We start from the raw sequence: 844 nt of genomic DNA, 5'->3' as shown, positions 1-844 counted from the left end.
GCTTGTAATAGTTTGCCTCAGCTTCGGCCGGCGGTATATAGCCGAGCGGCTCGAGCAGCCGATGGTGATTGAACCAAGAAACCCATTCCAGGGTGGGCAACTCGACGGCCTCACGTGTTTTCCAAGGAGCGCGGCGGTGGATCAGTTCAGCCTTGTAGAGCCCGTTGATGGTCTCGGCCAGGGCATTATCGTAACTGTCGCCCTTACTACCCACAGACGGTTCGATGCCGGCTTCCGCCAGGCGCTCGCTGTACTTTATTGACACGTATTGCGAACCCCTGTCGCTATGATGGACCAGCTCGTTTCGCTCCGGCTGACGCGCGTACAGCGCCTGTTCCAGCGCATCGAGCACGAAGTCGGTTCGCATCGAACTGCTGACGCGCCAGCCAACGATTCTTCGAGCAAAGACGTCGATGACGAAGGCCACGTACACGAAACCTTGCCACGTCGAGACATAGGTGAAATCGCTGACCCACAGCTGGTTCGGCCGCTGGGCCTTGAACTGGCGGTTGACCCGGTCGAGCGGACATGGCGCCTTCGCATCGGCAACCGTGGTGCGCACGACCTTGCCTCGCATGACGCCACGCAGGCCGGTTTTGCGCATCAGGCGCTCGACGGTGCAGCGAGCCACGTTGGTTCCCTCACGCCGCAGTTGGCGCCAGACCTTGTCGGCCCCGTAGACCTGCATGTTTGCTTGCCAGATCCGCTCGATGTCGATGCTCAACACTTCGTCGCGCTGAACACGGGCACAGCGCAGTGCCGGGTTGCGTTGTTGCGCAACGTGGCGCCAGTAGCCCGACGGCGCGACCTGCATCACCCGGCAGATCGGCTCGACGCCGTAGGC

Annotated in this window: 1 protein-coding gene; it reads right to left on the bottom strand. The window is 61.7% G+C overall.

The annotated features are described in order from the left end of the window. A partial coding sequence (locus ACFPQ5_RS24775; RefSeq protein ID WP_379761748.1) for an IS3 family transposase occupies positions 1-844 on the bottom strand: 844 nt, incomplete at both ends.

It is taken from the genome of Massilia suwonensis (assembly GCF_042655665.1).
In the GTDB taxonomy this organism is placed as follows: Bacteria; Pseudomonadota; Gammaproteobacteria; order Burkholderiales; family Burkholderiaceae_D; genus Telluria; species Telluria suwonensis.
The sequence above is the reverse complement of the archived record's forward strand: the minus strand, read 5'-3'. Positions and strand labels throughout refer to the sequence as shown.